Here is a 26,204-nt window from a genome sequence, read left to right as displayed (position 1 = left end):
TTGACCTTTTGACGGTCTTGACGCCTTGACTCCAGCCTTTCCCGCCATGCAAGAATCCAACACCCGTCCCATCTCAGTCGCTGACGAGGTCAAGAACTCCTTTCTTGATTACTCGATGTCAGTCATCATCTCCCGTGCGCTGCCGGATGTGCGGGATGGGCTGAAGCCTTCCCAGCGCCGCATTCTCTATGCGATGCATGAGCTGGGCCTGTATCCGCCGAAGAAGCAGATGAAGTGCGCGAAGATTTGCGGTGACACTTCCGGTAACTATCACCCGCACGGTGAGGCCGTCATCTACCCGACTCTGGTTCACATGGGCCAGCCGTGGGCGATGCGCGAGACGCTGATCGATCCGCAGGGGAACTTCGGCTCGGTGGAAGGTGATCCGCCGGCTGCCATGCGATACACGGAAGCCCGCATGACGCCCCTGGGCGGCACGCTGATGTCCGACATGGAGAAGGACACCGTGGACTTCGTCCCAAACTACGATGAACGTCTGACGGAGCCGACGGTGTTTCCGGCCGCGTTTCCCAACCTTTTGGTTAACGGTGGCACCGGCATTGCCGTGGGCATGGCGACGAACATGCCGCCGCACAATCTGGGCGAAATCGTGGACGGTGTCTGCGCGCAGATTGACAATCCGGCCATCACGAACAGCGGGCTTGCGCAGTTCATCAAGGGCCCTGACTTCCCGACGGGGTGTGTGATTCACGGCCTGGACGGCATCCGCGAATACATGGAAACCGGCCACGGCAGCGTGCGTGTGCGCGGCCAGGCGGAGATCGTGGAGCACAACGGCCGCGAACAGATCATCATCACGGAAATTCCGTACAACGTGAACCGCGCGGAGCTGGTGAAGCGCATCGCGGAGCTGGCCAATGAGAAGATCATCAGCGACATCACCTCCGTCCGTGATGAGTCCGATGAAAACACCCGCGTGGTGGTGGAGCTGAAGCGCGACGCCCGCCCGCAGGTGGTGCTGAACAACCTGTACAAATTCACCGCTCTCGAGAGCAGCTTCAGCATTCACATGCTGGCCATTGATGGCGGCCGCCCGCGCGTGCTGAGCATCAAGGACGCCATCGCCTGCTACATCGAGCATCGCCGCGAGGTCATCATCCGCCGCACCCGCTTCCTCCTGCGCAAGGCAGAGCAGCAGGCGGAAAAGCTGGAGGCTTACTTGCTGGCCCTGGGCCATCTGGATGACTTCATCAAGATCATCCGCGACAGCCGCAACCGCGACGAAGCGCGTGCCGGGCTGAAGGCGTACCAGTTCAGCGTGACGACGGCCCGGAACCTGGGCATCCTCATCCGTAGCCAGCCGAGCATCCAGGGAGACAGCTACGTCTTCACGGATACGCAGGTGGATCAGATCCTGGAACTGCGCCTCTACCAGCTCACGGGCATGGAGCGCGACAAGATCAAGGCCGACTATGACGAGCTGCTGGCCACCATCACGGACCTGATGGACATCCTGGCGAAAGAGCACCGCGTGCTGACCATCATCAAGGACGAGCTGCAGGCCATCAAGGCCAAGCACGGCACCCCGCGCTACACCCGCATTGATGCGGCTGGTGGCGGCATCGAGACGATCGACCTCATCCCGAACGATGCGAACATCGTCACGCTAACCCACTTTGGTTACGTGAAGCGCACGCTGACCACCGAGTATCGCCTGCAGGCACGCGGCGGCAAAGGTTTGAAAGGCATGGAGGCCCGCGAGGCCGCCACCAAGGAGGACAAGAATGACTTCGTGGAGACGCTATTCAGCGCGAACATGCATGACTTCTTGTTATTCTTCACGAACACCGGACGTGTCTATGTGGAGCGTGTTTATCAGCTCCCAGAGGCCCCGCGCACAGGCCGTGGCCGCAGCATCAAAAACGTGCTGAACCTGCGCCCTGAAGAGAAGATCAACAGCGTGCTGCGTCTGGAAGCCCAGGGCGTAGAAGATGATGCGATGTGGAGCCCGGAGAAATTTGTGCTCTTCGCGACCAAGGACGGCACGGTGAAAAAGACGGCGCTGGAAGCCTTCAAAAACTACCGCAAGGACGGCATCATCGCGATCAACATCGAGGAAGGGAACGACCTCGTGGACGTGGTGCTGACGAATGGCAGTAGTGAGATCTGCTTTGCTACCCGCGAAGGCATGTGCCTGCGCTGCGTGGAGACCGACATCCGCGCCATGGGCCGTGGGGCAGCCGGCGTGCGCGGCATTCGCCTGGATGAAGGCGACTACCTGGTGGCGCTGACGGCGGTGGAGCCGGACACCCAGCTCCTCGTTGTTTCTGAAAAAGGCCTGGGCAAACGCACGCCGTTTGAAGACTACCGCCTCATCAACCGTGGCGGCAAGGGCGTGAAGACGATCAACATCACGGAGAAGACCGGCAAGGTGGTGGCCGCCATCGCGGTGCATGACGATGATGAACTGATGCTGATCACCAGCAAAGGGCAGAACGTGCGCATCCGTGTGGGCGGGGACAAAGGCATCCGCGAAACGGGCCGTGTGGCCCAGGGCGTGAAGCTGATGGACCTCAAAAAAGACGAGACCATCCAGGACGTGGCCACCGTGATCGCCGATGAAGAGGATGAATCCGCCACTGGCGAAGAGGGCGAAACCGCCATCGTCACCGAAGGTGGAGACAGCCCTGCTGCGGGCAGCGAGGCCCCGGCTGAAGACGCGGCTGAAGACGCGGCTGAAACCCCTGAGGCGGACTCCACCGAGTCTTAATCACGAGTGCTGCTGAGACCCGCTGCCCCCATTCCGCATGTCATCTCCTGCCTCATCTTTCCCACGGCTGCAATCTGCGCGGCTGTATGGGATTGTGGATCTCGGCTACTGCGCCCCGGCGCAGGTGGAGGCGATGACGGCGGCGCTGTGTGAGGGCGGGGTGGATCTTTTGCAACTGCGGGCGAAAAAGCTCACACTGCCAGAGATCGAAAAACTGGCGCGGCTGATGCACCCCATCACCCGCGACCATGGCGTGCCGCTGATCATCAATGACCACCTCGAAATCGCCGCCAGCATTGGCAGCGAGGGCGTGCATGTGGGCCAGGATGATGAGGCGGTGGCCAGGGCGCGTGCGGCCGTGGGGCCGGGCGTATTTGTGGGCAAGTCCACCCACAGTCTGGCCCAGGCCGTGGCGGCCCAAGCGGAGGCGGCGGATTACATCGGCTTTGGCCCGTTGTATGCCACAGGAACAAAGCCGGACTACGTACCCATCGGCCTGCAGGACATCACGGAGGTGCATCAGCAGGTGTCGTTGCCCATCTTCTGCATCGGCGGAGTGAATGCGGAACGGCTGCCGGAAATCCTCACCGCAGGCGCGCGCCGTGTGGTGGTGGTGTCGGCTTTTTTGCTGGCCCCGGATGTGCAGTCGTATGTACGACAGATCAAATCTTCACTGCCCTGATTTTATGGCCCTCGCCCCTGTGCTTCGCATCGCCTTTCTGCTGGCTGTTTCAGTCCTGACCGTCCAGGCCCAGGCACCGAAGCCGCTGCCGCCCGTGCTTCTGCAATGGGCCGAGGCGCAAAAGGACATGCCAGACATGGTGGTGGCCTTTCGCCAGACGCGCACGACTCCGGCCCTGAAGCAGCCGGTGAGCACACCGGGCAAGTTCTGGCGGTTCAAGGATGGGGCTTTCCGCTGGGAACTGGGCCAGCCTGCGGCCACGATTTTGGTGCGGGATGGCACGGAGTTTCGTGTGCGTGAAGGTGCAGACGGTGCCTGGCAGGCCCTGGATGAAAAGGATGCGCGCTACCGCATGTGGTCGCGCTTTCTCAGCGGGCAGGAAGCCTCGCCTGAGGAGCTGCAGCAGCACTTCCTGGTGGATGCGGCGGAGCAGACGGCGGAGGTGACGGCGATCACGCTGCGGCCCAAGGCCCCCTTCATCCGGCGGCACCTGCGGCAGCTCGATCTGCAGATTTCCCCCAAGACCTTTCGCCTGCTGCAACTGCGCGTGCTCCAGGGCGATGGTGCGAGCCTGACGATGGCTTTTTCAGACCCGGAATCGGTTTCCGCCGCTGAGAAGACGAAGCTGCTGGCGCGGTAAGTGCCGAGGGCGAGCGGGTGTTTTTTGCCCACCTTTCCGGCCTGCTGGCGGAGGTGACGAAAATGGAGATCACGAATTGCTTTGCGAAAGGCATTTCCTTTTTAGACTCGGACCCCCCATGTCCGTTAAGATCCGTCTCAATACTGCCTCTGCCACCCACGTCGTCCTTGCCAAGGTCGGGAATCCCCAGCGGGAGGAGCCGCTGGAGACTTCGAAGGAAGTGTTCCCGATTTCTGAGGAGGACCAGCCCTCGCTGACGGCCATTTTTCTGAAGCCGTTTAAGAACCTGATGGCGCATCGGTTCACGCATCATTCCTCGCTGGACCAGCATGAGATGAATACCTGCGTGAAGGCCATCTTTGAAACGAAGGACGGCCTGTACCAGCGCGGGGTGGAGATCGCCAAGCGCCTGTATTCGAAGTCGAACCACCCGAACATCAAGGCCGGTGACCTGTGCATCGCGCACATCAAGGAGGCGCAAGTGGAGGGCGAATTTGTGCAGGGGCTGTGCATCCTGAAATCCGAGAGCGTGGTGCCGTTTTTGAGCATCTCCACGAAGGATGGCGACCTGCAAATTTCGACGGAGCAGGGGATCAACCCGGACAAGATCGACAAGGGCTGCTTGATCTTGGACTACTGGTCGAAGAAGGGCTACTACGTGCTGACTTTTGACCGCAGCGGCTCGGATTCGCGCTTCTGGGTGCGTGACTTTTTGGGGGTGGAGGCGGTGCCGGATGCGGCCTTCCTGACGAATGCGTACACGAAGATGGCGGTGGAGTTTCTGGAGGAGGAAAAGCCTGCGGATGACACGCCGCCCTGGGAGACCTGCAATGCGGCGCGCGGTGCACTGGAGTACTTCGAAGAGCGTGAGAAATTCGACCTGCAGGAGTTCGAGGATGAAGTGCTGAAGACGCCTGAGGCGAAGACGAAATTCCACGAACAGCGTGCCCGCCTGGAGGAGGAGCAGGGGCAGCCGCTGGAGACTTCGTTTGAGATTTCCAAGAAGGATGTGTCGAAGGCGAAGAAGCGCATCAGCGCCGTGCTGAAGCTGGACACGGGGGTGGAAATCCATGTGAAGTCCACGCTCTCGACGGAGAATGAGCCGGTGCTGGAGCGCGGCTACGATGACAACAAGGGAATGAAGTACATCAAGGTGTTCTTCAACAAGGACCTCTCGGCGAACCCAGTGTGATTCTTTGTTGCGTTGTTGGTTAGGTTTTGAGGGTGGAGACGGTTTTCGTCTTCACCCTTTTTTGTGGGGATGGAGTGGTGGAGGGAAAGGCCCAAGGAGCGGGACTTGCTAAGTCCCGTGGTTTGAGGTGTTGGGGGTGGACGGGGATCGGGGGAAGTGAGCGGGCTTTTTTACAGGATTAACAAGATGGCAGGATTAACAGGAAGTGTGGCAAGGGGGCGGACGGGGGTTTTAGATGGAGCGCACGCGTCTCGCGTGCTGTGTTCGGCGTCCCGCCGAAGACCATGAACCGAGGTGGCTGCTGTGGGGTGCCAGGCATGGGCTGCGGGGTGGGAGAACGGTTTCCCGCGAGACGCGTGAAACGGCAGGCGAGACGCCCGCGCTCCATGGCGGATGGGGGCGTGAGAGCTTATCGAAAGCGCCAGAGGACTGGCGCAGTCCAGGACGCTTTGCGGCGGTGTGGCTGCGCCCGCCAGGGCGTGGGGTTTTGGGGGCTGCGGAGGCGAATGAGCTTTCGATAAGCTCTGCGGTCATGATGGGTTGCCCAAGGAGCGGGACTTGCCAAGTCCCGTGGTTTGAGGTGTTGGGGGTGGACGGGGATCGGGGGTGGAATGGGGGCCGTTTTTACAGGATTAACAGGATGGCAGGATTAACAGGAAGTGTGGCAAGGGGCGGACGGGGGCGTGAGAGCTTATCGAAAGCGCCAGAGGACTGGCGCAGTACAGGACGCTTTGCGGGAGGGTGAGCTTTTAAAACAAAACACCCCCGGCTGGTCTCTGGGGATGCCAGAGGGGGCCGGGGGTGTGGAGTCGAAAGTGGCGGGGATTAGCCGAGGTTGGCACCCAGCTTTTTCAGCATGGCTTCGAGCTGACGGCCATACTTGATGTAGCTGTCGTACTGCTCCTTGGCCTTCTGCTCGGGGGAGAGGTCATCGGCGGCGCCGGCTCCGTGGAAGACGACGGCGACGTGCGGCTCGATGCTGATGTAGCCGTTGTAGCCGGTTTCGACGAGGTCCTTCATGATGCGCTCGGTCTGGCCTTCGCCTTCACCGGGGTAGGTGTACACGGCGTCGTTTTTGGCGGTGTCCCAGATGCCGTCTTTGACGTGGACGTGGGCCATGAAGGGCTTGATGGCCTGGTACATGGCCCAGGCGTCCTGCTTGTGGCCGGGGCGGTCGCGGTCATCAATGAAGACGGGGTTGCCAGTGTCGAAGACCCACTTCATGCCGGGGACGGCTTCGGCCATGCGCTGGACGTAGGTGGGGCTCATGCCGCCCCAGTTCATGCAGTTTTCGTGGACGACGGTGAGGCCAGCATCGGCAAAGCGCTTGTTGATTTCCTGCATGCGCTTGATGCGCTCCGGGGCGAACTGCTCTTCGAGGTCCTTGCCGGAGTCGTCCTTGCAGACGGCGTAGGACATGACGCGGATGAGCTTGGCGCCCAGCTTCTGCATGCGTGGGATGGCGCGGCTGATTTCGGCCTCGGTGATGCTGAAGTCGTCGGTGATCTTTTTGGCCCAGTTGCCGATGAGGGAACCGAAGCCGCTGATCTTCATGTTCTTTTCGGCCAGGTGGGCGACGACTTTGTCGAACAGGGCATCGGGGATCTCATGCAGGTTGCCTTTGACGCCATCGAACTCGACGGCGCGGCACTCAATGCTGTCCCAGCCGAGTTCCTGGTGGGCCTGGATCTGCACGTCGAGGGACGCGCCTGCTTCATCTGCGATGCCGGTAAGTTTGATCATGGTCGGTAAAAGGGGGTATCGGTTGCGAGAACCTCTCCTTTAAAGGAAGAACGCGCCGCTGGCAAGCGGGGCTGACAGTACGGAAGTGGCCTGGAGGCGTGGTTTGGTGATGGGGGGTACGAAATTTGTCTCTGGGTCTTTGAGGTCTTTTTGAAGCTCGAAATCTATGTTATCGAAATTTCACTCAGGATCAGTATGGAAAACCCGCACTTATATTTGATGGGGTTTGCCCCCGGCTCGCGCATTCCCAAATTTGTCACTGTGACAGATGACCAGGGGAGGGAGGTTCCTGATGCAGAGCCGCCAACACAGAAACCGGATAAGGTGCGAGTCCATCTCCCTGCTGGTGTTGAAGTGATGGATCGAATGCTGACGTCGGGCAGGGAGCTTATTTTAAGCCGACGCGCATTCGAAACATTGGCAGAACTGCGTTTGCCCGCCGACCTCGTGGTGATTCCTTGTGAATGGACCGGGCCTGGGGCCCAAATGATTCAGAGGGACTATGTTTATTGCTACGCAGACTCTTCACACGAAGTGCTTGATCCACAGTTTGGCCGGGCAAAAAGGGTCGGCAAGCACATCTTGAGCGTGTTTGACTGGGCTTTGAAATGGGAGGTCATTCCTGAACTCGATTTGTTTCAGGGAGAGACGGGCAAATGGTTTGTTAAAGATGGTTTTGTAAACGCTGTTTTTAACCATCACCTCACCGGGTTTGGGTTTACCAGGGTGCCTGTTTATTCGTCTGAAACCGCAAACCCATCCGAAGAATAACTCGCGTGGCTTTCTGACTACGCCACGTGGCGGCGGTGGCGGGGGAGGTGGTCGGTCCAGTCTTGGAAGGAGGTGTGCATGGCTTCGCGGACGAGGCGGCGGAGCTTTTTGCGGGCGCGGTGGAGGGCCACGCGTTGGGTGCCGGAGGGCTGGGGGGCGTGCTGCTCGCCTAGGAGGTGGGGCTGGAGCTGCTGCCAGGTGGGGGCGGGGGTCTGCTGGCGCAGGCGGGTGAGGGCGAGGGTGAGGCAGCCGCTGAGCCAGGCGTGGTCGTGCAGGCTGGCGGGGGTGTCGTGGTGGGCGGGCTCGGGCACGTGCTCGTCGTCCAGGGAAAGGGTGGTCTGGGGGCCGCCCCGGCGCTGGCGGGTGCTGCCGCGCCAGCGGTTGATGAGGATGCAGCGGAGGCGGATGGTGAGGAAGCGGACCTGGGTGGCGGGGGGCTGGCGGGAAAGGAGGGCGAGGATGCCCCGGCGGACGAGGCTGAGGAAGAGATCCTGCACGGCATCCTGGGCGGTCTGGGGATCGCAGCCGCGCTGGCGGGCGATGTGGTAGAGGTGCTGCCAGTGGGTGCGGCAGAAGTCATCGCAGAGGGGGGAGTTTTCAGCCGACCGGGGCAGGGGTGGGTGGGGGTGGGCGGACATCGCGAGGGCAGGTGAACGGGTGAAGTGAGTGGGTGCATTGAGTATTCGGCTGGCTTGTAAAGCTGGTGTGTGGATGGACCTGTAAATTTGTTAAGATCGTGTAAATGTGTTCTCACTTAAGGGATTGCACCTTTACAATTGGGGACGATGTCTTCTGATAAACATGCCTTTACCGATGGTCTGACCCACGTTCTGGTGATCGATGACGACCGCAAATTGTGCGGTCTGATCCGCGATTACCTGGAGCCGCTGGGCTATGCGGTGGGGATGGAGCACACGGGGCCGGAGGGGGCGGAGCGGGCGATCGCGGAGCCGTGGCATGCGGTGATTTTGGATCTGATGCTGCCGGGCTGCGATGGCTATGAGGTGCTGCGCCGGGTGCGGGCGAAGTCGGCGGTGCCCATCCTGATGCTGACGGCGCGGGGGGATGAGGCGGACCGGATCGTGGGCCTGGAGATCGGCGCGGATGATTATCTGCCGAAGACTTTTTCCAGCCGGGAGCTGCTGGCGCGACTGCGGGCGGTGACGCGGCGGGCGTCTTTGACGCAGACGGCGGTGGCGGTGGAGCCAGTGGCGAAGGAGCTGATCTCCGGGCCGCTGCGGCTGAACCTGGATGTGCGGGTGGCGACGCTGGAGGACCGGGTGCTGAACCTGACGCCGGTGGAGTTTGACATCCTTTCGGCGCTGATGAAGTCGCGCGGTAGGATCCGGTCGCGCGAGGCGCTAATCGAGTCGCTGAGGGACCGGGAGTATGAGGTTTTTGACCGCAGCATTGACGTCCACATTGCGGCCCTGAGACGAAAGTTGCGCGACGATGCGCATGAGCCCCGGTTTATCCGGACGGTGCGCAGTGCGGGCTACCTTTTCATCCATGCCACGGGCTGAGGAAGGGAGGAGGGATGGCCCCGCAGGTCCGTCCAGAATGCAGACCCACAAACCACCATCCCCACGCCCTACACGCCCCTTTTTCCCATGCCAGGCTTTGAATTTATGAAACTGCGCTCTGTGAATCTGTACACCCGCATCCTGCTGTGGCTGCTGGTGAATGTGGTGGTGCTGGGGGTGGTGTTTGTGCTGGTGCTGAAGTGGCAGTTTGCGGAGGGGTTGCAGGGGGCGCTGGGGGGCATCGCGGGGGACAGGCTGCAAGTCATCGGCCAGGCGGTGTATGAGGATCTGGGCAACCAGCCGCGCGGGCAGTGGGATGAGGTTTTGAAGTCACGCGGCAGGCCATATGGGGCGAAGGTGACGCTGGTGACGATCCCGGAACGGGTGATGATGGGGGATGTGATCACGGTGCCGACGGATCTGAAAAAGATCATCCGGGAGATGAATCCGCCGGAGAGGCGTGGGGACCAGGGCCGCCCGCCGCCGCCTGGGCAGGGCCGGCCACCGCCGCCGCTGGATGATCTGGAGGCCTTTTTGCTGGGCGATCCGCTGCCGGAGGAGGGCCGCCGGCCACCGCCGCCGGACCGCGATGGGCCGCCGGGGGGACAGGGTGCGGAGGATGAACGGCGGCGGGAGAACATCCCGGCGCGGTTTGGCACCTTTCTGGTCCAGGCGGGTGATCCGGCGCTGTATTATGCGGGGGTGCGACTGCCGCCACCGCCGGGATGGAAGCGGGAGGAGGGGCACCTGCTGCTGCTGATCAGCACGGACTCGATGACGGGTGGCGGGTTGTTTTTTGATACGCGACCGTGGCTGCTGAGCATCTTTGGGGCGGTGGCCATTTCGGCCCTGCTGTGGCTGCCGTTTGTGCGCAGCATCACGGGCAGCATCCGGGCGAATTTGCATGTGACGGAGCAGATCGCGAAAGGGCGCTTTGATGTACGGGTGCCGGAGGACCGGGGCGACGAGATCGGCCGGCTGGCGCATGGGGTGAACCAGATGGCGCTGCAACTGGAGGGGCTGCTGCGCGGGCAGAAGCGCTTCCTCGGCGATGTGGCGCATGAGCTGTGCGGGCCCATCGCGCGGATGGAGATGAGCCTGGGCATCCTGGAGCCGCGCCTGGATGGTGCGGAGGCTTATCGGCTGTCGGATGTGCGGGATGAGCTGCGGCAGATTTCGGCCCTGGTGGATGAGCTGCTGTCGTTTTCCAAGGCCGCGCTGGGGCAAAAGGCGAAGGCACCGGAGGCGGTGATGCTGCAGCCACTGGTGGAATGCATGCTGCAACTGGAGGGCGTGCCCGCCAGCCAGTACCGGGTGCAGATGCCTGCGGGGCTGGCGGTGATGGCGGCACCGGAGATGCTGCGCCGGGCGGTTGGCAATGTGGTGCGCAATGGGCTGCTGCATGCGCCGGGATCTGTGCTGGAGGTGACGGCGACGGTGGCGAAAAAAGTGGTGACGCTGCAGATCGCGGATGCGGGGCCGGGCGTGCCGGAGGCGAGCCTGCCACGGTTGTTCGAGCCCTTTTACCGGGTGGATGTGGCAAGGGCGCGGGAGACGGGCGGCACGGGACTGGGCCTTTCCATCGTGAAGACGTGTGTGGAGTCCTGCGGCGGGAATGTGAGTGCGCGGAACCGGGAATCCGGCGGGCTGATTGTCTCAATTGAGCTTGCTTGTGCTTGACCAAAAGAGCCACTGCGACCTAAATTATAAATACCACCCCATGAAAAACAAGCTCACCCTTGCGGCCTTTGCCGCTGCCTTTGCCGTCTCCACCGCCTCCGCCCAGGATGGAGGAGTGGATTTTGAAAAGCAGATCCTGCCGATCCTGAAGCAGAAGTGCTTCAAGTGCCATGAGAAGGAAAAGGAAGACAATGGCAAGATCAAGAAGCCGAAGGGCGGTCTGCGCCTGGACAATGCCGAAGCCATCATGAAGGGCGGCAAAGAGTATCCGGCTGAAAACGTGGTGGCCGGCAAGCCGGACGCCAGCTGGATGCTGAAGACGATGGCGCTGCCTGAGTCTGACGAATTTGCTATGCCCCCAGAAGGCAAGGGCGACCGCGTGACCGCTGAAGAGCAGGCGCTGGTGAAGAAGTGGATCGAGTCCGGCGCTGCCTTTGGTGCCTGGAAGGGCGTGGAATAATCTTCCTCTGCTGACACGACTGTTTTTAATGACGGCCGGGCTGTGTGCCCGGCCGTTTTTTTTTGTATTCTTCCAGGGTGGGTTCTCTCCCTTGACCTTCCTTGACTCATTGACCAAGCTTGACGTTTCCTTTCCTCCTCCATGTCCCCGCTACCCATCCTCACCATCGCCGGTTCTGACTCTTCCTGTGGGGCTGGGGTGCAGGCGGATCTGAAGGCCATCTCGGCCCTGGGCGGGTATGCGCTGAATGCGCTGACGAGCGTGGTTTCGGAGACACCGGGGAGGGTTTCGCGGGTGCAGCTTTTGGAGGCGGCGATGGTGGCGGACCAGATCCGGGTATTGTTCGAGGGCTTTCCCATCGCTGCGGCGAAGACAGGGATGCTGGGCGGGCGGGCACAGGTGGAGGCGGTGGTGCAGACCTGGCGTGTGCTGGCCCCGGCGGGCACGCCGCTGGTGGTGGACCCGGTGATGGTGGCCACGGGCGGGGGCAAGCTGCTGGAGGATGACGCCATCGAGGCGGTGGCCACCCAACTGCTGCCGCTGGCGACGGTGATCACCCCGAACATGGATGAGGCCGGGGTGCTGTGGGGGCGGCCAGTGACGACGCGGGAGGAGATGGTGGACTGCGCGCTGGCCCTGGCGGCCCGGTTTGGCACGGCGGTGCTGCTGAAGGGCGGGCACCTGGCGGGGGCGGCGGCGGATGTGCTGTGTGTGAAGGGTGAGCTGACCTGGCATGAGGCGGCGCGCACGCCTGGGGTGCAGACGCATGGCACGGGCTGCACGTATTCGGCCAGCATCGCCACGGGGCTGGGGCAGGGTTTGCCATTGCAGGAAGCGGTGGCCCGGGCGAAGCGTTACGTCAGCGCGGCGATTGCGGAGTTCTATGCCTGGGAAGGCGGGACCGGCAGCGTGCATGCGCTGAATCACCTGAAGAATTCCGCCTTATGAAAACGATGCTCGCATGGTCCCTGCTGGCCGGGTCTGCCCTGGCGGCGGAGGTGGCAAAGCCGCAGCCGGGTGCCGTGGCGGAAGATGCAGCGGCGAAGGTGGAGGAGGTGTCGCAGACGGCGGTGCAGGCGGCCTTTCAGATCCTGCGCAGCGAGTACATCCGCGGCGGTGACCTGACCTATGATGAGCTGAACCGGGCGGCCTTTCAGGGGCTGCTGGAGCGGCTGGATCTGGGGGCGGAGCTGATCCGCAAGGCGGAGGCGGAGCGCCCGGTGCTGCGGCGCGGGGTGCTGGCGGAGATGCTGACGCCGGAGATCGCCTACCTGCGGCCGCTGGCCTTTGCGGAGGAGGAGGCGGGGCAGATGGAGCTGCACCTGAAAAAACAGGTGGAGGCGAAGGTGCCCTACCTGATTCTGGACCTGCGCAGCGCAGTGCCGCCGGGGGACTTTGCCGTGGCGGCGGCGATGCTGGAGCTGTTCGTGCCGCGTGCAGAACTGATGTTCAAGCTGAAGCAGGTGGGGCGCGAGGATGCGCAGCTTTTCATCGCCAATCGCGGACCCGTTTGGACGCAGCCGCTGGTTGTGCTGGTGGATGCGGAAACCTGCAACCTGGGGGAGACGATGGCGGCGGTGCTGCGGGAGCGGAAGCAGGCGCTCATTATCGGTAGCAAGACGCGAGGTGCCACGGTGCGCTATGAGACGCTGCCGCTGGATGCGGAGTGGGTGCTGCGCTTTGCGCGGGCGGAGATGCTGCTGGCGGGGGACCGGTCGCTCTTCCGCGAGGGGGTAATGCCAGACTTTTTGTTAGACCTGCCGGTGGCGGTGAAGCGGCAGTTCTTTGATGCTGCGGGGCCGGTGAAGGAGAGCCTGTTTGACCACAGCCGCGTGCGCTACAATGAGGCTGCGCTGATCGCACGGAAGAATCCGGAGCTGGACTCCTACATCCGCCGCAGCGCGGGCGAGGAGCTGGCCGATGACCGCCCTGCGCTTCGCGACACGGTGCTGCAGCGTGCGGTGGACATGCTGGGTGCGCGCACTCACCTGCAAGGCAGCCCGCTGAAATGGCCCGCTGCCAAAAAACGAACCGAACCTGCTGCACCTGCCGAGGTGAAGAAGGCACAACCTGTGAAACCCTGAACATGATTCCTGAGACTGTAGAAACGACGGTGACGATCCGCAGCCCGCACTGCCCGCGCACGTGGCACGCCACGCTGCCGAATGGACGCGAGGTGCTGGCCTTTCGCCCGGAGGAGGCGGAGCCCATCCTGCTGGAGCCCGGCACCCCCGTGCCCGCCCGCCTCACGGTGGCGGATTTTTCCCGCGCGCTGCTGCTGGTGTGAGAGGGGAGGGGAGAGGAGAAAAACAGAAAGATGAAAGTAGAAAGCAGAGGGGGGCAGTGCTCATTGCGAGGTCAAGGAGGTCAAGGGCGCTTTGCGGTGATGGGGTGATCCGGGGATGGAGAATGCCTCTTGCCGAGACGGGCAATCCGCCCATGCTGAAGGTCTTTACCATGCGCGTTCTGCTCACTACCACCAGCTACCAAGACACTCCCGGCGACCATCATGCTTTGCTCGAATCCCAGGGGTATGAGATTCATCGCGAACGCGGCCCTCTGCCGGAAAGCAAGATGCTGGAATTGGCAGGTCAGTTTGATGCCTTTCTGTGCGGCGATGACGAGATCACCACGGCGGTGCTGGACAAGGCGCAGCCCCGGCTGCGGGTGATCAGCAAATACGGCATCGGGCTGGACAAGATCAATGTCGAGGAATGCACGGCGCGGAAGCTGCCGGTGCTCTTCACTCCGGGCGTGAATCACACGACGGTGGCGGAGCACACCTTTTGCCTGCTGCTGGCCCTGGTGCGCAATCTGGTGGACAGCGCCAACTCGGTGCGCGCCGGGCAGTGGAAGCGGGTGACGGGCAATGAGATCTGGAACAAGAAGATCGGCATCGTGGGCCTGGGCCGCATCGGCCAGGAAGTGGCGAAGCGGGCGATCGCCTTTGGCATGGAAGTGCATGGTATGGACATCTACTGGCCGGAAGCCTTTGCGAAGGAAAACAACGTGACCCGCCATGAGACCATCGAGAGCCTGATCGCAGCGGTGGATGTGCTGAGCCTGCATGCAAACCTCAGCGAAAGCACCCGTCATCTGGTGCGTGCGGACCGCATTGCCCTGGCCAAGCCGGGCCTGCTGGTGGTGAACACTTCCCGCGCGGAGCTGGTACACATGCCGGACATGATCGCCGCGCTGGATGCCGGCACGATCGGTGGTTACGGAACCGACGTGCTGGACGAGGAGCCACCACCGGCGGACCACGCGCTGCTGAAGCACCCGAAGGCACTCATCACACCGCACATCGGCTCCCGCACTTATGAAAGCGTGCCGCGCCAGGCGATGCGCGCGACGCTGAATCTGGTGAACTACCTGAAGGGCGAGAAGGACGTGATCCAGGCAAACAAGTTTTAATGGCGGTCTGAAAGGACCGTTTCGAAGACCCTCAGGCGCGCCGGTGCCTGGGGGTTTTTAGTTTTGGGGGACGGAGGTTTTTAGACAGGATTAACAGGAAGTGCGGCAAAGGGTCCTGGATGGGGGTGGTTTGTTGGGTCTGTTGGTGTTTAGCCTTTAGGCCGACTCAATGACCTGCCGGACCTTCTCCAGATCGCCTAAAGGCTACACACCAGCAGAGCTGGCGAGAGCGGAGTGGTAGACCGACCCAAAGTTTGAGTCCAAGGAGTGGGACTTGCTGAGTCTCGTGGTTTGGAGGTGCTGGTGGCGGACGTGGACCCGAGCGCGGTGGCGGACTTTTTTAACAGGATTGACAAAATTTCAGGATTAACAGGAAGGGTGCTTTGGGGTGCGTTGCATGCATATTACCCTTTTTGTTAGTCGGTATAATCATCCATCTTATATCACATCTTTTTCCATTGTTTGGGTGAGAGGATGCGTGAGATGTGCGCAGGTTCAGTGGCCGGGACTTGGCAAGTCCCGCTCCTTGGGGGCGTTGGGGAAGGTTGGGGTATGAGACCTTTCGGCACGGGCCACCTGCTGGCGCAGGCAGCTACAGCGCGTAGCTGCGCCCGCCAGGGCATGGGGTTTGGAGGCGTGCTTTTGAGAGGGCACCAAACACAAAAAAGCACCCGTTTCGGGGTGCTTTTTGAAAGGGTTACGCCAGGGGGGGCTTTAACTGTGGGCGTTGCGACCGAGCAAGCGGGTGAGGGTGCTGGTGGCAGAAGAGACTTTTTCCACGCGGTCCTTTTTGCCTTTGCCTTTGGCGATGGGCTCTGGGGCGATGGGGCCGATCTGGTGAACTCCATCCGTTTTGACACCGGACTTTTTGTTGGTGACGGAAACCTTGACCTTGGCTTCAGGCTGCGGAGCAATGACCGGGGCGGGGGCGACTTCGGCGGGCTTGGCTTTGCGGGACCACGGCAGGAAGGAGAAGAGAGAGGACTTGGGCTCTTCGACCAGAGGGATTGGGGCTGCGGGCACAGGAGCGGCGGCGGCAGCGGCCAGGGCGGCGGTTTTTTCGGGAGTCTGCGGGCCCGTCGGTGCGGGGGCCACGGCGATCTGCGGTGTGGCGGCTGGAGGTGTCACAGGGGCAGGGGCGGCGGCAGGTTCAGCCACAGGCTCGACTTTAGGCTCGTCGGCTTTTTTACCGTGAGGGAGGTGATCTTTGGTGACGACGACCTTGGCACCGATGCCGACGCCATCGAAGACTTCCACCACGTCTTTCATGCCCATGCGGATGCAGCCGTAGCTGGCAGGCTGGCCCAGGCGGTTTTCCTCGGTGGTGCCGTGGATGTAAATATAACGGCGCATCGCATTGCGGTTGCTGCTTTCCAGACCGCGCAGCCAGAGGATGCGGGAGACGATGGGGTCACGCCCGGGGGCGTTAGGCTTCAGGACTTCGCCATTCCAGGAACGGCTTTTGAGCACGGCACCAGCGGGCAGGCCCTTGCCGATCTTGGCAATGATCTCATGCTTGCCCACGGGGGTGCGGTAGCTGTTGGGTTGATCGCCCAGGCCGAATTTCGAGGTGGAGACCACGTACTGCTTTTTCAGGACGCCCTGTTCATAGAGGCCCATGCGTTGGTCCTTGACGCTGACGATGACTTCCGACTTAGGCGCGGAGGTGCAGTGACTCAGCAGCATGCCCGCCGCGAGCGCCAGACCCAGCCTGGCGATCCCTGGCCGGGCGCACGTGCTACGCGGGAGAGAGGTGATGAGGTGCATTGATATAAACTTAATAGAAGTTAAAGAATCTGCAATCTCCAATTAAGGAGAACTTGAAGCGTTAGGCGATTCTTTCAAACACTGGCATGGGGCATAAGGTGCCATGCAATCTGCCTGCCAAGTGTGCATAAAATTACGCCTGCGCGGTGCATTTGTCTTTTGAATCTTTCTCTGCATGCTCAGGGGATGACCCGCGAAACCGCTGCCCAGATTCTCGAACGAATTGCACTTCTCCTAGAACTTAAAGGGGAAAATCCGTTCAAAATCCGTGCGTACAAAACAGGTGCGGAAGTGGTCGAAAGTTATCCGGGTGACATCATGCAACTTGCAATAGATGGCAAGCTGGCGGGCGTGAAGGGCATCGGCGAGGCCCTGCGGGACAAGCTGCATGAGATGGCCACGACGGGGAAGCTGGAGTTTTTTGACAAGCTGCGGGCAGAATTTCCAGAGGGGTTGTTTGAGCTTTTCGAGGTGCAGGGCCTGGGGCCGAAGAAAATCGCGGCGCTGTATTCGCAACTCGGCGTCGGCTCGATTGCAGATCTGAAAGTGGCCTGTGAAGATGGGACGGCGGCGAAGATCAGCGGTTTTGGTGAGAAGACGGTGGTGAAGATTTTGGAGAGCATTGCCTTCCGGGATGCGCATGCTTCGGAATTCCGAGTGGACCAGGTGTATGCGGTGGCGCAGACGATGCTGGAGGCGCTGCGGGATCACCCGGCGGTGTCGCGGGCGGAGGTTTGCGGCAGTTTCCGCCGGGGTAAGGAAACTCTCCATGACCTGGACTTTCTGTGCGCGACGAAGAAGCCAGAAGAGGTGATCGCAGATTTTGTTAGGCTGCCGATGGTGGAGAAGGTAATCGCCCAGGGCGGGACGAAGGCCAGCATTTACACCGCAGGCGGCCTGCAGTGCGACCTGCGGGCGGTGAGCAGCGCGGAGTATCCTTTTGCGCTGAACTATTTCACCGGCAGCAAGGAGCACAATGTGGTGATGCGACAGCGGGCGCTGGATAAGGGGTGGTCGCTGAATGAATACGGATTCACGGTGGTGGAGGGCAAAGAGGCACCGCCGATCCCGGAGGAGATCTACAATGAGGCGGAGATCTACCGAGCGCTGGGGCTGGACTTCATTGAGCCGGAGCTGCGTGAAAATTCAGGCGAGTTTGAGGCGGCGGAGCATGGCCAGTTGCCACGCCTGATCGAGCTGGAAAATCTGCGTGGGGTGTTTCACAATCACACGACGGCCAGCGATGGTACGGCCAGCCTGCGGGAGATGGCGGAGGCGGCGCGGGACCTGGGGATGCAGTACCTGGGCATCGCGGACCACAGCAAGTCGAGCTTCCAGGCCAATGGCCTGAATGAGGTGCGGCTGCGGGCGCAGATCGCGGAGATTCATGCGCTGAATGAGGAATTTGAAGGGCACTTCCGCCTGTTCTCTGGCACGGAGGTGGACATCCTGAAGGATGGCTCGCTGGACTTCAGCGATGAGCTTTTATCGGAGCTGGACTACTGTGTGGCCAGTGTGCACAACGTCTTTAATCTCCCTGAGGCGGAGATGACGAAGCGCATCATCCGCGCGATTGAAAATCCGCATGTGACCATGCTGGGCCATGTGACGGGGCGGCTGCTTTTGCAGCGCCCCTCCTATGCGGTGAACATCCCGGCCATCATTGATGCGGCGGCGGCCACGGGCACGATCATCGAGCTGAATGCGAGCGCTTGGCGGCTGGACATGGACTGGCGCTGGTGGCGGCTGGCGAAGGAAAAGGGGGTGAAGTGCAGCATCAATCCCGATGCGCACAGCACGCGTGGCTTGCAGGATGTTTTGTTCGGTGTGCGTGCGGCCCGCAAGGGCTGGCTGACGCGGAAGGACGTGATCAACTGCCTGCCGTTGAGCGAGGTGGAGCAGGCGCTGCGGAAGGGGAAGGCCTAACTGGAGATGTTGTGGTGAATCGGATCGCCTAGTCCATCGGGATGGCAGACTCGCGACTCTCTGTTCGAAGCTTTGGCTAGGCTTAGTGTTTCGGGCAGTGATGGAAAGCTTTGGCAATCACGCCAGCACACCCTTCACCACGTTCGCCTGCTCCACGCCGGTGAGGCGGAAGTCGAGGCCTTGGGAGCGGAAGGTGAAGCGTTCATGCTCGATGCCGAGGAGGTGCATGACGGTAGCGTGGAGATCGCGAACATGGACGGGGTTTTCGGCGACGTTGTAGCTGAAGTCGTCGGTCGAACCATAGGTTAGGCCGGGCTTTACGCCGCCGCCGGCCATCCACATGGTGAAGCAGCGTGGGTGGTGGTCGCGCCCGGCTTCGGGGCTGTCCCACTTGCCCTGGCCGGCGACGCCGCGGCCGAATTCGCCGCCCCAGATGACGAGTGTGTCATCAAGGAGGCCGCGTTGCTTCAAGTCTTTGATGAGGGCGGCGCTGGGCTGGTCGGTATCGCGGCAACGGGCGGTGCACCAGCTTGGCAGGCGGCTGTGGTGGTCCCAGTCGGGATGGAAGAGCTGGATGAAACGCACCCCGCGCTCGGCGAGGCGGCGGGCGAGGATGCAGTTGGCCGCGTAGCTGCCGACACGGCGGGAGTCGGGACCGTAGAGGTCGAAGACGGAGTCGGGCTCGTCGCTGAGATCGGTGAGTTCTGGCACGCTGGCCTGCATGCGGTAGGCCATTTCATACTGGCGGATGCGGGTGGTGATTTCGGCATCGTTGGTTTGGGCAAAGCGCATCTGGTTGAGCTCGGCGAGGCCATCAAGCATGCCCCGGCGCAGGTGGCGCGGGAGGCCGTCGGGATCGCGCAGGTAGAGCACGGGGTCCTTGGAGTTGCGCAGCTTCACGCCCTGGTAGCGGGACGGGAGGAAGCCGCTGCCCCAGTAGTGGTCATAGAGCGGCTGGTCGCTGGGGCGCTGCATTTTGGAGATGAGCACGAGGTAGTCGGGCAGGTTCTGGTTCAGGCTGCCGAGGCCGTAGCTGACCCAGGCGCCCATGCTGGGCTTGCCGGGGATCTGGTTGCCCGTGAGGAACTGCGTCATGGCCGGGGCGTGATTGATCTGGTCCGTGGTCATGGACTTGATGAAGCAGAGGTCATCCGCGACCTCGCCCAGATGGGGAAGCCATTCGCTGACGGTGGCCCCGCTTTTGCCGTGGCGCGAAAACTTGGTGATGCCGGGCAGGATGAGCTGCTTTTGGTTCGCCGTCATGGTGGTGAGGCGCTGCCCCTGGCGAACTGATTCGGGAAGCTCGGTGCCCGCCCATTTCATGAGGCCGGGCTTGTGATCGTAAAGCTCAAGCTGGGAGGGACCACCGGACTGGGTGAGGAAGATGACGCGCTTGGCCTTGGGCGCAAAGTGGGGCAGGCCCGGCAGTCCCAAGGCCGGGGCCTGGCTGGCGGCGGAGGCCTGGCCTAACAAAGAGGAGAGAGCCATGGAGCCGACCGAGACGCCGGTGCACTGGCCTAGGAAATAACGGCGGGTGGTGTGCAGGGGGGAGTCACTCATGGGTGATGGCTTCGTCGAGGTTGAGGACCAGGCTGGCAATTAGGGTGTGGGCAGCGAGGTCGGGGAGGGGCGCGGTTTTGGCGGGAGGAACGGGGAGGGCGGCGAGGTAACTTTTGGCGTCCTGGGGATGGGCACGGTAGTGGGTGAGGGCGCGGTCGAGCTCGCGGGAGAGGACGGTGATTTCCTGCGGGGTGGCCTTGCGGGAAAGGGCGTGCTGGCAGAGGAGGTGGAGGCGGAATTCGATGGGCTGGTTTTGACGAATCATTTGTTGGGCCAGGGCGGCGGCGGCCTCCATCATGGTCGCATCATTGAGCAGGGTGAGGGCCTGCAAGGGGGTGTTGGTGCGGCTGACGCCGACCTCGCAGACCCGGCGCTGGGCGCTGTCGAACAGGAAGGTGGGAGCGATGCTGCGGCGCCAGAAGGCGTAGAGGGTGCGGCGGTACTGCGCGGCCCCTTCGCTGGGCTCATAGGTGAAGCGGCCCATGAAGTTTTCCTCCCACACGCCCTCGGGCTGGTAGGGGCGCACAGGCGGGCCGCCGAGGGCGGGATTCAGCAAACCGGCGGCGGTGAGGGCCGCATCGCGCAGCATCCAGCTAGGTAGGCGGAAGCGGGGGCCGCGGGCGAGCAGGCGGTTCTGCGGATCGCGGGCCAGCAGGTCGGCACTGGCGGCGGAGTTCTGACGGTAGGTGGCGCTGGTGACGATGCGTTTGAGCAGATGCTTCACATCCCAGCCGTGCTCCATGAAGTCGACGGCCAGCCAGTCGAGCAATTCGGGATGGGTGGGGCGCTCGCCTTGAAGGCCGAAGTCATCGGGGGTGCGGACGAGGCCTGCGCCGAAGCACATCTGCCACACCTGATTCACAAAGACGCGGGCGGTGAGGGGATTGTCACGGGAGGTGATCCAGCGGGCGAGGCCTAACCGATTGCGTGGCTGGCCCTCGGGCCAGGGGGCGATGGCGGGCGGGACATTGTGGGTGACTTTGTCGCCGTGTTTGTCCCACACGCCGCGCAGGAGGATGTGGGTGTCGCGGGGCTCTTTGCGCTCGGCCAGGACCATGACGTTGAGCTTGCCAGCGGCATTCTTGGTTTCCTTGAGCTGGGCATTGGCGCGGTCCATGGAGGCCTTGGCGAGCTGATACGGGGTATGGTCTTCGAGGAATTGCGCGAACAAACGATCACGCAAGGTTTTGTCGAGGGCTGTGAGGTCGGTGGCCTTGACGGCGGCGAGTTGTTCCAGCGGGGCGGTGGCCAGTTCGTTAACGGCGGGGCCGGGTTGGTCGGTGGCGGAAAGGCGGAAGCGGCCGATGTTGGCGTCTCCATTCGTGGAGCGGTGCAGCAGGGTGAAGATGAGCTCTTCCTCAGCCTCCAGCACCAGCGGGGTGGCGAGGGCAAAGACAGCGGTGTGGGGCTGAGTCTGCGGTGCGCCCAGGGTGGTCCAGCCATTGCGTGGATCGTCATCCAGGGTGCCTTTCACCGCGCCATATTCGCGGGAGACTCCTTTGCCGCCTTCATGGTCGGCCACCGCGCTGCGCACGGGGATGTCACGGATCTGCGAGCTGCCGCGACGACGCACCTGGACTTTGATATCGGTGAGGATGAATTCGCCGCTGGCCCCGCGTGAAAGGCCTCCCTGAGTATGGCTGGCGTGGGGCAGCACCTCCAGCTTCAGCCCGGTGATGCGGGGCAAGGAGATGCCGGTGATGAGGCGGTAATCATCCTGCTTTGGGTTAGGTCCGGAGGCCTGGATGCTGCCATCGGACTCTTGCTTCAGCACGGTACCCTCCTGGGACTCGAGCCTGCCGCGCAGCAGATGCCAGGCGATGAAGCCCTGACGGACCTCTGCATGGCGGGCGGTGAGCCATTGGTTGAAGGGCTTTTCAGCCTCGGCGCGGGCCTGTTTTTCCAGGGGCTGGCGCTGAGCCGCGAGGGCTTCGGCCTCGGCGACGGCACGCGGGGCGAGGGGGGACTGGTAGCTGAGGTAAGGCTTGGCTTTGGTCCCGGCGGAGCCGTCCTCATCCACGCTGTTGAAAAAGGCGGCGAGGCTGTAGTAGTCGGCATGGGTAATGGGATCGAACTTGTGCGTGTGGCACTGGGTGCAGCCGAGGGTGAGGCCCAGCCAGACGGTGCCGGTGGTGTTCACGCGGTCGATGACGTAGTCCACGCGGGACTCTTCCTTGTCGCGGCCACCCTCGCCATTGGTCATGTGGTTGCGGTGAAAACACGTCGCTACTTTTTGTTCGGCGGTGGCATTGGGTAAGAGGTCACCGGCGAATTGCTCAAGCGTGAACTGGTCGAAGGGTTTGTTGTCATTGAAGGACTGGATGACGTAGTCGCGCCAGGGCCAGTTGGTGCGATTGGCATCGGCCTGAAAGCCATCGGTATCGGCATAACGGGCGGCATCCAGCCAGGTCATGGCCATGCGCTCGCCAAAGTGGGGCGAGGCGAGCAGACGATCCACCTGGGCCTCATAGGACGTTTTGGAAAAGGCCGCCACTTCCGCCGGGGTGGGGGGCAGGCCGGTGAGGTCAAAGGAGAGGCGGCGGGCGAGGGTGTGAACGGGGGCCGCGGGGGCGAGGGTGAGCCCGGCTTTGGACAATCGTGCTGAGACGAAGTGATCCACGGGATGGCCCTGAACGGCCGTTTTAACGGGCTTTTCAAAGGCCCAATGTTTGCCCCACACAGCGCCTTCGGCGATCCAGCGGCGGATGACCTCTGCCTGGGCGGAGGTAAGGCGGGGCTTGTGCGATTTCGGCGGTGGCATCAGCTCGTCCGGGTCCTGGGTGAGGATGCGGGCGAGGAGGTCGCTGGCCTCGGGGTTGCCCGGTTTCATCACGGCAAGCGCGCCCTCATGGGTGTCCAAGCGGAGATCAGCCTTGCGGTGGGCTTCGTCCTGGCCGTGGCAGCTCAGGCAGTTGTCCGAGAGGATGGGCAGGACATCGCGGCTGAAACTGAGCGGCTCTTCGCCTGGGGCGAGAAGTGGCAGCAGGGCGGCGATGGTGAGGAGAAAACGAACCGGCATGGACGATACCATGGCATAGAGTACGCATCCGGCCATGCAGGGTGCAGGCATTGCCTTTGGACTATTCGGGCATGATTGGCCCGTTTTTTGGACAGGAAGACAGGATTTTCAGGATTCACAGGAAGGGGAGGGGAGATATTTCAACCACAGAAGGGGCAGATGGCACGGAAGGAAGACGTTTTGATGGTGGAAGAACCCAAGGAGCGGGACTTGCCAAGTCCCGTGGTTTGGGAAGTGCCGATGCGGCAAAGAAGTGCTGCTTTATGTTGAATCCATGGTTAGGTCTGATGGAGACGCATCTTTTGCCGGACATCTTTTTGCCTTTCTCTGGGGGGCGGAGTGGGAGGGCATGAGGAGGTTCAGGGGCCGGCACTTGGCAAGTCCCGCTCCTTGGGGGTATGGAAGCTCCATGCCGGGGAGGGGCGGAGAAGCTTGGTAAAATCATGTGGGGGAGAATCATGCTGGACTGTTTTTAAAAGCGGAGGGATGGCGGGCTCTGGGGGCATGGCGAGGGTGCGGACGAGGATGTGGCTGCTGGGTCAGGTGAGCCTTCGAAAAAGGCTTGGGTCGTGGCCGTGATTCGGTTAGAAGGAGTGACTGCGCTTCATGAACTGGATGCTTTTCCTGATCTGTCTTTGGCTGGCTTTCTTGGGCGGCCTGGAAGGGCGGGCCTGGGGCATGGCGTTGCCTGGGCGGGATGCCTTCATCCATGCGTACGAAGAGCGGGGTGTCGTCGTGAGGGGGCTGGGCGCTGGTCCTTCGGAAGAAGCGGCTTCAGTCGCCCGGGGGTGGATGACAGGCCATGGCTACGGTGCCAGGAAGCCGCAAGGTTTCAGTGCGGAAATTGGCTACCTGGAACGGATGCAGGACGGCCCCAACCTCTACGCCTACGTGAAGCAGAACCCTTGGAGCAAATTTGATCCGCTGGGATTGGAAAAAAACAAGGCTGGAACTGATATTACTCGAGATAAAAATCATGTGTCACCAGTTTTGAATGTCATTTCAACTGGACACTGGGAGACTGATTCCGAGCGTATAGGTAGAGAATTCAAGGGACTATGAAAAATGAAAGCCGCCTTAGAATTGACCCATTTGCTGTTGATCAGCTTGTTGGGCAGCCTCATCCGCCGATTTTTTTCACCTCTGAAAATGACCGCCTGGAATTTGCGGATCGTGTGTATGAGAATGGATGCAGATTATTCGATTGCCTGACAAATGCCGGTTTTGTAGGCTCTAAAAGCGGGTTGGAAGATGAGGAAATCGATTTTTATATGAGTCATGATGCAAGCAGCTTTCGGATGCTGTCTTTCATCGTGAAAAGCGAGCGTATGCTTGTTCATGACTTGGTTCCAATGGTTATGGAGTTCCTGAATAGCATTGGTGAATCTTATTCGATCCATGTCACCTGTGACATTGCTGACAGCACCGAGCTATTTTTTATCTTTGTCACCACTTTCGAAGCCATTGCTGCTTTTGAAACCTCTGAGATGGCCAAGAAACTCGGATTTGATCACCATTCCCCACTCATTGGTCCAATTAGTTAGGAAAGAACAATGCCACCCCATAGCAGGCACTTCCCCCCCCTGCCAGCCTCCAGGGCATCCTCTCTGGCGAAGGGGTCTTGGGTCGTGGGCATAGTGGGTCTTCAAGCCATCCACCGCGTTGCGGCGGAGCCAGTCTAACAAGGTGTTAGATCATCTATTGGCTGATGCCCTTTTCGATGGCTTCATTTTTCACCCGCCCTCTTTTTACCATTCTCCAGAAGGTGCCTGTGAGGACATGCGCAGATTCAGAGGCCGGGACTTGGCAAGTCCCGCTCCTTGGGGGGCGGGGAAAGCTCTGAGGATGTGGGGGCGGACGGAGGTTTCCAGCGTCCCTTCAGGACGCGGTCTTAATTGGCATCGTTTGTTAGGTTGGGGTCCGGTGGTTCCCGGTGGCTGCGCCACCTTCACCACCGGCTACGTTCCGGGCTCCCGCTGGGAGCATTGGGGCTTGGGGGGGACGGGTGGGCTGCGGGATGGGAGAACGGTTTCCCGCGAGGACGCAGGAAACAGCAGGCGGGACGCCCGCGCTCCATGCTGCGAACGAGTGCGGGTGAGCTTTTCGAAAGCGCCAGAGGACTGGCGCAGTCCAGGACGCTTTGCGGCTTCTTGACGTCTTTGACCTTTGACTTCTTGACCTCCGAACTGAGCACTGAACACTCGGCCCCTTTCTCCCCCCTCTGCTTTCCCATTTCCTCTTTCTGCTTTTTCCCCTCCCTCCTACCTCCGCAGCAGGCCGCGATCAAGGGCGGTCATGACGGCTTGGGTGCGGTCTTGGACGTCGAGCTTGCTGAGGATGCGGGCGACGTAGGTCTTGACGGTCTCGGTGGAGACGGCCATTTCGGCGGCGATGAGTTTGTTGGGCCAGCCTTTGGCCATGTGTTGGAGGACGACTTGCTCACGAGCGGAGAGGGTGACGTGGCTGCGGCGTTCCTGGAGCTTGCCGAGGACGGGCTGGGGGAAGTAGCGGCGGCCGGAGGCGAGGGTGCGGATGGCGTGGATGAGATCGGGCCGGGAGGCGGTCTTGGGCAGGTAACCACGGACGCCGGCGGTGACGGCGCGGTGGATGTCTTCTTCGGTCTCTTCGACGGAGAAGAGGAGGAGGCGGGCGGCATCGTAGCGTTTGACGATTTCACGGGCGGCATCGGTGCCGTGCATGTCGGGGAGGTGGCCGTCGAGGACGACGACATCGGGCCGGTGCTGGGTGTAGAGGTCGATGGCGTCCTGGCCGCAGGTGCCTTCGGCGATGACGCCGATGCCTTCCTCGAGATTGAGGGCGGCGGTGAGGCCGATGCGGGTGAAGAAGTGGTCGTCCACGATCATGACGCGGATGGTGTTTTCAGTGGGTGGCTGCATGGGACGAGAGGCTGAGGGGCAGGCGCAGGGAGATGCGGGTGCCGGTTTGCGGATGGGTGGTGATCTCGAGGTGGGCGCGGATTTTGGCGGCGCGTTCTTTGAGACCGGCGAGGCCGTAGTGGCCGGGGGGCGGGTGGCTGAGGAGGCGGGGATCGAAGCCAGTGCCGTCGTCCTGGATGAGCAGGTGCAGGTGGGGGGC

The 26,204-nt window shown here is 61.8% G+C and carries 22 protein-coding genes; 15 read left to right on the top strand and 7 right to left on the bottom strand.

Annotation, left to right across the window (positions count from 1 at the left end):
• The first annotated feature begins 46 nt into the window (after nt 1-46).
• The 4 genes from gyrA to ABEB25_RS16555 all read left to right on the top strand — a co-directional run bounded on the left by gyrA (nt 47) and on the right by ABEB25_RS16555 (nt 5,245).
• Nucleotides 47-2,731: a DNA gyrase subunit A gene (gene gyrA, locus ABEB25_RS16570; protein ID WP_345737542.1), complete on the top strand. Its 2,685-nt coding sequence runs from the start codon at nt 47-49 to the stop codon at nt 2,729-2,731.
• Nucleotides 2,732-2,768: 37 nt separating this feature from the next.
• On the top strand, nt 2,769-3,413 hold the full coding sequence (gene thiE / locus ABEB25_RS16565; RefSeq protein WP_345737541.1) for a thiamine phosphate synthase: 645 nt from the start codon (nt 2,769-2,771) through the stop codon (nt 3,411-3,413).
• Nucleotides 3,414-3,417: 4 nt separating this feature from the next.
• Nucleotides 3,418-4,053 (top strand): LolA family protein, encoded by a 636-nt coding sequence (locus ABEB25_RS16560; protein WP_345737540.1) that lies wholly within the window; start codon nt 3,418-3,420, stop codon nt 4,051-4,053.
• A 118-nt stretch (nt 4,054-4,171) separates the two neighbouring features.
• Entirely contained in the window at nt 4,172-5,245 is a 1,074-nt protein-coding gene (locus tag ABEB25_RS16555; protein ID WP_345737539.1) for a nucleoid-associated protein, read from the top strand.
• Between the two features lie 825 nt (nt 5,246-6,070).
• Here ABEB25_RS16555 and ABEB25_RS16550 read toward each other — a convergent pair.
• Entirely contained in the window at nt 6,071-6,988 is a 918-nt protein-coding gene (locus tag ABEB25_RS16550; RefSeq protein WP_345737538.1) for a sugar phosphate isomerase/epimerase family protein, read from the bottom strand.
• Between the two features lie 150 nt (nt 6,989-7,138).
• Between ABEB25_RS16550 and ABEB25_RS16545 the strand changes: the two genes are divergently transcribed.
• On the top strand, nt 7,139-7,759 hold the full coding sequence (locus ABEB25_RS16545; protein WP_345737537.1) for a hypothetical protein: 621 nt from the start codon (nt 7,139-7,141) through the stop codon (nt 7,757-7,759).
• A 17-nt stretch (nt 7,760-7,776) separates the two neighbouring features.
• On the opposite strand, the gene ABEB25_RS16540 is transcribed toward ABEB25_RS16545, so the two are convergent.
• Nucleotides 7,777-8,397, bottom strand: a complete 621-nt coding sequence (locus tag ABEB25_RS16540) for an RNA polymerase sigma factor (RefSeq protein WP_345737536.1) — start codon at nt 8,395-8,397, stop codon at nt 7,777-7,779.
• Between the two features lie 147 nt (nt 8,398-8,544).
• Here ABEB25_RS16540 and ABEB25_RS16535 point away from each other — a divergent pair, with 147 nt between their 5' ends.
• The 7 genes from ABEB25_RS16535 (at nt 8,545) to ABEB25_RS16505 (ending at nt 14,836) form a co-directional block, all read left to right on the top strand.
• Nucleotides 8,545-9,282, top strand: coding sequence for a winged helix-turn-helix domain-containing protein (locus tag ABEB25_RS16535; protein WP_345737535.1), 738 nt, complete (start codon nt 8,545-8,547; stop codon nt 9,280-9,282).
• 105 nt (nt 9,283-9,387) lie between these two features.
• Nucleotides 9,388-10,962: a sensor histidine kinase gene (locus tag ABEB25_RS16530; protein WP_345737534.1), complete on the top strand. Its 1,575-nt coding sequence runs from the start codon at nt 9,388-9,390 to the stop codon at nt 10,960-10,962.
• Between the two features lie 40 nt (nt 10,963-11,002).
• Nucleotides 11,003-11,422 carry a c-type cytochrome domain-containing protein gene (locus ABEB25_RS16525; RefSeq protein WP_345737533.1) on the top strand — a complete coding sequence of 140 codons (420 nt, stop codon included), beginning with the start codon at nt 11,003-11,005 and terminating at the stop codon, nt 11,420-11,422.
• A 141-nt stretch (nt 11,423-11,563) separates the two neighbouring features.
• Complete coding sequence (gene thiD / locus ABEB25_RS16520) at nt 11,564-12,370, top strand: bifunctional hydroxymethylpyrimidine kinase/phosphomethylpyrimidine kinase (protein ID WP_345737532.1); 807 nt, start codon at nt 11,564-11,566, stop codon at nt 12,368-12,370.
• Nucleotides 12,367-13,506 carry a S41 family peptidase gene (locus ABEB25_RS16515; RefSeq protein WP_345737531.1) on the top strand — a complete coding sequence of 380 codons (1,140 nt, stop codon included), beginning with the start codon at nt 12,367-12,369 and terminating at the stop codon, nt 13,504-13,506. The genes thiD and ABEB25_RS16515 overlap by 4 nt, the downstream gene beginning before the upstream one ends.
• A gap of 2 nt (nt 13,507-13,508) precedes the next feature.
• On the top strand, nt 13,509-13,709 hold the full coding sequence (locus ABEB25_RS16510) for a hypothetical protein (protein ID WP_345737530.1): 201 nt from the start codon (nt 13,509-13,511) through the stop codon (nt 13,707-13,709).
• 122 nt (nt 13,710-13,831) lie between these two features.
• Complete coding sequence (locus ABEB25_RS16505; protein ID WP_345737529.1) at nt 13,832-14,836, top strand: phosphoglycerate dehydrogenase; 1,005 nt, start codon at nt 13,832-13,834, stop codon at nt 14,834-14,836.
• A gap of 714 nt (nt 14,837-15,550) precedes the next feature.
• Here ABEB25_RS16505 and ABEB25_RS16500 read toward each other — a convergent pair.
• Complete coding sequence (locus ABEB25_RS16500) at nt 15,551-16,603, bottom strand: L,D-transpeptidase family protein (protein ID WP_345737528.1); 1,053 nt, start codon at nt 16,601-16,603, stop codon at nt 15,551-15,553.
• Between the two features lie 186 nt (nt 16,604-16,789).
• Here ABEB25_RS16500 and polX point away from each other — a divergent pair, with 186 nt between their 5' ends.
• Entirely contained in the window at nt 16,790-18,529 is a 1,740-nt protein-coding gene (gene polX, locus ABEB25_RS16495; RefSeq protein WP_345737527.1) for a DNA polymerase/3'-5' exonuclease PolX, read from the top strand.
• 117 nt (nt 18,530-18,646) lie between these two features.
• On the opposite strand, the gene ABEB25_RS16490 is transcribed toward polX, so the two are convergent.
• Both ABEB25_RS16490 and ABEB25_RS16485 read right to left on the bottom strand, forming a co-directional pair.
• On the bottom strand, nt 18,647-20,089 hold the full coding sequence (locus ABEB25_RS16490) for a DUF1501 domain-containing protein (RefSeq protein WP_345737526.1): 1,443 nt from the start codon (nt 20,087-20,089) through the stop codon (nt 18,647-18,649).
• Entirely contained in the window at nt 20,082-23,108 is a 3,027-nt protein-coding gene (locus ABEB25_RS16485; RefSeq protein WP_345737525.1) for a PSD1 and planctomycete cytochrome C domain-containing protein, read from the bottom strand. The genes ABEB25_RS16490 and ABEB25_RS16485 overlap by 8 nt, the downstream gene beginning before the upstream one ends.
• 606 nt (nt 23,109-23,714) lie before the next feature.
• On the opposite strand from ABEB25_RS16485, the gene ABEB25_RS16480 reads away from it, so the two are divergent.
• Nucleotides 23,715-24,170 carry an RHS repeat-associated core domain-containing protein gene (locus ABEB25_RS16480; RefSeq protein ID WP_345737524.1) on the top strand — a complete coding sequence of 152 codons (456 nt, stop codon included), beginning with the start codon at nt 23,715-23,717 and terminating at the stop codon, nt 24,168-24,170.
• Entirely contained in the window at nt 24,167-24,652 is a 486-nt protein-coding gene (locus ABEB25_RS16475; RefSeq protein ID WP_345737523.1) for a hypothetical protein, read from the top strand. Before ABEB25_RS16480 ends, ABEB25_RS16475 begins: the two co-directional genes overlap by 4 nt.
• A gap of 717 nt (nt 24,653-25,369) precedes the next feature.
• On the opposite strand, the gene ABEB25_RS16470 is transcribed toward ABEB25_RS16475, so the two are convergent.
• Together ABEB25_RS16470 and ABEB25_RS16465 are read right to left on the bottom strand one after the other, a co-directional pair.
• Entirely contained in the window at nt 25,370-26,005 is a 636-nt protein-coding gene (locus ABEB25_RS16470; protein WP_345737521.1) for a response regulator transcription factor, read from the bottom strand.
• On the bottom strand, nt 25,989-26,204 hold a 216-nt coding region (locus ABEB25_RS16465), incomplete at its 5' end, for an ATP-binding protein (RefSeq protein WP_486360839.1). The genes ABEB25_RS16465 and ABEB25_RS16470, both read right to left, overlap by 17 nt.

Source organism: Prosthecobacter algae, from assembly GCF_039542385.1.
Classification (GTDB): Bacteria; Verrucomicrobiota; Verrucomicrobiia; order Verrucomicrobiales; family Verrucomicrobiaceae; genus Prosthecobacter; species Prosthecobacter algae.
Note: the sequence above shows the minus strand (reverse complement) of the source record. Positions and strands in the feature narration are given on the sequence as shown.

Coding starts and splice junctions, on each gene's coding strand:
- gyrA (WP_345737542.1), top strand. CDS start 47: ATGCAAGAATCCAACACCCGTCCCATCTCAGTCGCTGACGAGGTCAAG.
- thiE (WP_345737541.1), top strand. CDS start 2,769: ATGTCATCTCCTGCCTCATCTTTCCCACGGCTGCAATCTGCGCGGCTG.
- ABEB25_RS16560 (WP_345737540.1), top strand. CDS start 3,418: ATGGCCCTCGCCCCTGTGCTTCGCATCGCCTTTCTGCTGGCTGTTTCA.
- ABEB25_RS16555 (WP_345737539.1), top strand. CDS start 4,172: ATGTCCGTTAAGATCCGTCTCAATACTGCCTCTGCCACCCACGTCGTC.
- ABEB25_RS16550 (WP_345737538.1), bottom strand. CDS start 6,988: ATGATCAAACTTACCGGCATCGCAGATGAAGCAGGCGCGTCCCTCGAC.
- ABEB25_RS16540 (WP_345737536.1), bottom strand. CDS start 8,397: ATGTCCGCCCACCCCCACCCACCCCTGCCCCGGTCGGCTGAAAACTCC.
- ABEB25_RS16535 (WP_345737535.1), top strand. CDS start 8,545: ATGTCTTCTGATAAACATGCCTTTACCGATGGTCTGACCCACGTTCTG.
- ABEB25_RS16530 (WP_345737534.1), top strand. CDS start 9,388: ATGAAACTGCGCTCTGTGAATCTGTACACCCGCATCCTGCTGTGGCTG.
- ABEB25_RS16525 (WP_345737533.1), top strand. CDS start 11,003: ATGAAAAACAAGCTCACCCTTGCGGCCTTTGCCGCTGCCTTTGCCGTC.
- thiD (WP_345737532.1), top strand. CDS start 11,564: ATGTCCCCGCTACCCATCCTCACCATCGCCGGTTCTGACTCTTCCTGT.
- ABEB25_RS16515 (WP_345737531.1), top strand. CDS start 12,367: ATGAAAACGATGCTCGCATGGTCCCTGCTGGCCGGGTCTGCCCTGGCG.
- ABEB25_RS16510 (WP_345737530.1), top strand. CDS start 13,509: ATGATTCCTGAGACTGTAGAAACGACGGTGACGATCCGCAGCCCGCAC.
- ABEB25_RS16505 (WP_345737529.1), top strand. CDS start 13,832: ATGCCTCTTGCCGAGACGGGCAATCCGCCCATGCTGAAGGTCTTTACC.
- ABEB25_RS16500 (WP_345737528.1), bottom strand. CDS start 16,603: ATGCACCTCATCACCTCTCTCCCGCGTAGCACGTGCGCCCGGCCAGGG.
- polX (WP_345737527.1), top strand. CDS start 16,790: ATGACCCGCGAAACCGCTGCCCAGATTCTCGAACGAATTGCACTTCTC.
- ABEB25_RS16490 (WP_345737526.1), bottom strand. CDS start 20,089: ATGAGTGACTCCCCCCTGCACACCACCCGCCGTTATTTCCTAGGCCAG.
- ABEB25_RS16485 (WP_345737525.1), bottom strand. CDS start 23,108: ATGCCGGTTCGTTTTCTCCTCACCATCGCCGCCCTGCTGCCACTTCTC.
- ABEB25_RS16480 (WP_345737524.1), top strand. CDS start 23,715: ATGAACTGGATGCTTTTCCTGATCTGTCTTTGGCTGGCTTTCTTGGGC.
- ABEB25_RS16475 (WP_345737523.1), top strand. CDS start 24,167: ATGAAAAATGAAAGCCGCCTTAGAATTGACCCATTTGCTGTTGATCAG.
- ABEB25_RS16470 (WP_345737521.1), bottom strand. CDS start 26,005: ATGCAGCCACCCACTGAAAACACCATCCGCGTCATGATCGTGGACGAC.